Here is a 4,354-nt window from a genome sequence, read left to right on the forward strand (position 1 = left end):
AAACAGCATCTCCAAATTTGCAGTAAGAATCTCAAACGACTACCTCCAATCTGTTTCAGGAGAGGATTTCGGAAAAGTGGTATATACTGAAACAGGAACAATTGACACTGTTGAAGTGCTTGTGAGCGAATTTGAGCTTCAGGAGGATTCTGCAACCGGTTATTCCAAAGCCGATGATTCCTTTGAAATTACCGGGCGGGGTAATAATAAGTCCCTTATCTCATCTGCAATAGAAGATGAGAACAGGGAATCCTTCAACAGATACACTGCAGCGATATACCCTCTCAGGTTCTGGTACCTTTACCGGAAAATAAGGATTTGGGCTGAGCAGAGAACTATAGGAAGCAGCGCATGCGCTCAGATGCCTCTCATCTCAGGAACAGGAAGCGGACAATGCCCCACAATAAAGATATCAGATGCCTCTGCAGATTTAGCTGTAAAAGAGGCAGTTGACATTCTTAAGAAAAGTTTTGATGATAACGTTACATGCAGTTCTGAAATGCTTTGCAGATATGCACAAACAGATGAGATATGTAGCCCAGGATGCTCAGATCCCTGCACCTGCGCATCAACTTCATGCAGCTATAAAAAGCAATGCGACAAAGAGCCGCAATGCACAATAGGAACAGATTCAAGCTCACCTACATGTGAAAACCCTTCTGACATTCCAAATCCTCCAAATGCAAACGGAGCGCCATTTGATAATGTATGCAAGGAACCAAATGCAGAAACACAATGCCCCGGCGACTGCTTTGGATATGGTGAAGAGCACACTCTGAAATTCATAGCAAACATAACATGCATTGACAAAAAATACCAAAATCCTGTCTCAACAGAGGGCTTCAAGAATTTAAAATTCAGCTTTCTCGTTCACGTTTATCTCAAGCACAGGATAGAAGCGCCAAGTACAGAATGTGAATGCCCGCCAGTAATAGTTAATCCGAGCCCTGGACCAGGACCTACTGCAACGCCTACGCCAGGAACTCCGACTACTGTTACTCCTACGTCTGTTACTCCAACTTCTGTTACTCCTACGTCTGTTACTCCGACTACTGTTAGTCCTCAAACTTCGGTACATACTACAAGTGAGCGCCCTACAACGGTCATACCGCCTCCTCCAAAGCCTCCTGTAAATCCATAATAAACCTGAAACCTAATATAAATATTTAATAAGAAGATTATTCCGGGAAATAAGATCCGGAAGATGAAAAAGAGAGTGAATGAATGACAAGCCTTGAGGACATTGAAAAAGAGGTAAGAAGAAGGCTTTCCAGCACTGCTGATGATGGCTCAAACCTTGTTTCCCAGCAATTCACAAACTTCCGCGCAGAGGAAATTGAAGAGGCAAGGCTTAAGACATTCTTTGAGAGGTATGCTGCATTTTCCTCGCAGATTCTGCCTTTCATAAAAGCAAGGGATGAATCCCAGCCCCAGATGGTTGAGAATCTTCAGATTGCAAGGATGAATGTCAAACCGGAAAATGTAATCGCATCCTCTGTCCTAACTGTTATCATGTTTGCCTTCCTCTCTGTGCCGTTCATAATCCTCGGATGGAATGACTTCGGATTCTTCATAATAGTGACAGGGCTTTTCCTTTCCTATGTTGCCTACACCTATCCAGGGTATGTATCCCAGATAATAAAGATAAGGGCGCAGCAGGAATCGCTCCTTGCCCTTCTCTACATGACAATCTACATGAGAGTTAATCCTGTGCTTGAGAAGGCAATAGGGTTTGCAACAGAGCACCTTAATGGTCCGCTTGGGATGGACCTGAAAAGGATAATATGGCTTCTTGACAGCGGCAAGGTTTCCTCAATAAAAGACGCAATAAACATGCACATGCCGATGTGGATTAAGAGGAACAAGGATTTTGTGAAGTCATTTATGATACTTCATTCAGTAATACTTCAGTCAGACAAGGAGCACCAAATGGCAATACTTGACAAGGCGCTCTCCACAATACTTCAGGACACCTATGAAAAGATGAAGCACTTTTCCCACGACCTGAAAATGCCTGTTGTAATCCTCTCAACATTCGGGCTTACCCTTCCCTTAATTGGGCTGATTGCTTTCCCCATGATAAGCGTGTTCATGTCAGAGAGCATAAAGATTTCATACCTATTTTTCGGATACATAATAATACTTCCCTCGCTTATACTCTTCTTTTCGTCAAGGATAATCTCAAAGAGGCCAGGCGCATTTTCAGCGCCTGACATCTCTAAAAACCCAACTCTCCCCCCTCCGGGAAAATACCGCATTAAATTCGGCGGAAAGGAGCATTTAATCTCAGTTCTCCCTGTTGCAATAATTGCTGCAGTAATCCTTATGCTTCCGGGAATAATACACCTTGCGACAAGCACAATACCACTGTTCATTGAGGCAATGGCGCTTCCCAAGAACGCAAGCCCTCCGCCGCTGATGCAAAAGGAGTATGACCTTCCTGCAATGTTCATAACAATGACTGTCCCATTCGGGCTTGCAGTGGGGGTTTTCATCTTCTTCTACGGCAGGAGCAGCCAGAAAATAAAGCTGAGAAACGCCATAATTGAAATTGAGGATGACTTAAGCGCATCCCTCTACCAAATCTCAAACCAGTTCACAGAAAACATTCCTGTTGAGATTGCAATTGACAATTTCATAAGAAATTATGAGCTTATGAACCTGAAGAAAAAGCAGATTTACAACCTTTTCCTCACAGTTGTCCACCAGATGAAGAACATGGGAATAACCTTTGAGCAGGCAATATTCCATCCGAAGTTTGGAATAATAAAATACTATCCTTCAACGCTCCTAAAGGAAATAATGTGGATATTCACCGAAAGCTCAAGGAAGGGCTCTCAGGTTATATACAGCATCCTCAACAAGATTTCCCTCTATCTAGAGGACACCAAGAAGATAAAGGAGCTTATTTACGACCTTTTGGACGAAACAGTAAGTTCAATAAGAATGCAGGCGCAGTTCCTTGCCCCGTTTATTGCAGGAATTGTCGGCTCGCTTACATTGATTATAGTAAAGTCGCTCTCGCAGATGCTCGGGCAGCTTGAGCAGATAATGAAATCATTTACCGGGGGGATGCTTGCCGGAGGCGACACATCGTTTTTCACTGACTTCATCAACTTCACAAGAATGACTCCGCCAACGCTTTTCCAGGTGCTTGTCGGAATTTACATGATTGAAGCAGTAATCCTCCTCTCTCTTATCGCAAGCGGGGTTGAAAACGGATTTGATGAGGTTGCAAGGGATTCTGCAATTGCGAAGAATGTCATGGTTGCAATAATAGTGTATGTGTTTGTGACAATTGTGGGAGTTGTCGCACTTAACAATCTGGTGCAGAAGGGAGTAAGCTCAATCGGGATAAAAAGCTCAGTTGTTATGCTTGCGCCTGCATGGAATGCTTTAAAGAGCTTAAGAATAAAAGAAAAGCCAATTGTTTAGGAGAGCTCCAATGGACGACCTTTACATGAAAATAGGGATGGTTATAGTTGCCATATCAGCAATGGTTCTCCTGATGGCATTCTCATTCAAGTCATTGAATATTGGGACAGAGCCAGAAGAGAAAATCCAGAGCGTTGACGGAACAGGCACGCAGGTTTACCTGAGAATTGCAAAGCTCTGCAGTTTGTGCACAAGCGAGGAGGGAAAAAACAGGGAGTGCTTCCTGCTTGAAACAAACATCACATCAGGAAACATCTCAAAAATAGAGATTGCGGTTTTTGAGAATTTTTCAAACCTGACAGAGGGAAGATACACCCTCAAGATATCAAGCAATGAAAGCACATGCTCAATAAGGAGGGTAAAATGAAAATTTATGAAAAAGGAAAAAAAGGGGACATTGCAATAAACGCAGTTATGATAGGACTCATCACAATTGCAAGCATATTTCTCCTTCTCATGCTTTTCTCACTGAGAATGCCGGCATTTGCAAAGCAGATGTACTGCAAGACATTCTTTCATCTCCACTCAGCATCTTTCATGCCAGAGGCGTTGAGGCAGGACCAGGACTACTGCAGGGAGCAGACTGCGCTTGAAACATACGAGATAAAGCCCCAGGATGTGATAATGCGCGGGCTTTTAAATGGAGGAACAAGCAGAAGGTTTGATTTCATTGCATCTAACCAGTTTTTCCAGATAGGAATTGAAAAGAAAATGGAAATATCGAAATTCTCATTTGCGCTTTCAGGAAATGCATCATCAATAAAAATTGATGTATGCCCGGATGGCATAATTGACTTCAATATAACAGACATGGTCCCAGAGAGGAAATATTACACTGATAAAGCACTTTTTGATGCATTTGTAAACTGCAGCGCCAAATGCCACTCTTTCCCCTGTAATGTTGATTTTCAGATTTATG

4 protein-coding genes are annotated in these 4,354 nt (G+C 42.9%); all 4 read left to right on the forward strand.

Annotated features, from left to right (window positions below; genetic code table 11):
• On the forward strand, positions 1 to 1,141 hold a 1,141-nt coding region (locus tag NTV63_05370; protein MCX6710349.1), incomplete at its 5' end, for a hypothetical protein.
• Between the two features lie 83 nt (positions 1,142 to 1,224).
• Positions 1,225 to 3,435 (forward strand): hypothetical protein, encoded by a 2,211-nt coding sequence (locus tag NTV63_05375; protein MCX6710350.1) that lies wholly within the window; start codon positions 1,225 to 1,227, stop codon positions 3,433 to 3,435.
• Positions 3,436 to 3,445: 10 nt separating this feature from the next.
• Positions 3,446 to 3,802 (forward strand): hypothetical protein, encoded by a 357-nt coding sequence (locus tag NTV63_05380; protein MCX6710351.1) that lies wholly within the window; start codon positions 3,446 to 3,448, stop codon positions 3,800 to 3,802.
• Positions 3,799 to 4,354 (forward strand): hypothetical protein (locus tag NTV63_05385; protein ID MCX6710352.1); only part of this gene is annotated, 556 nt, incomplete at its 3' end. The genes NTV63_05380 and NTV63_05385, both read left to right, overlap by 4 nt.

It is taken from the genome of Candidatus Woesearchaeota archaeon, assembly GCA_026394965.1.
Taxonomy (GTDB): Archaea; Nanobdellota; Nanobdellia; order Woesearchaeales; family 0-14-0-80-44-23; genus JAPLZQ01.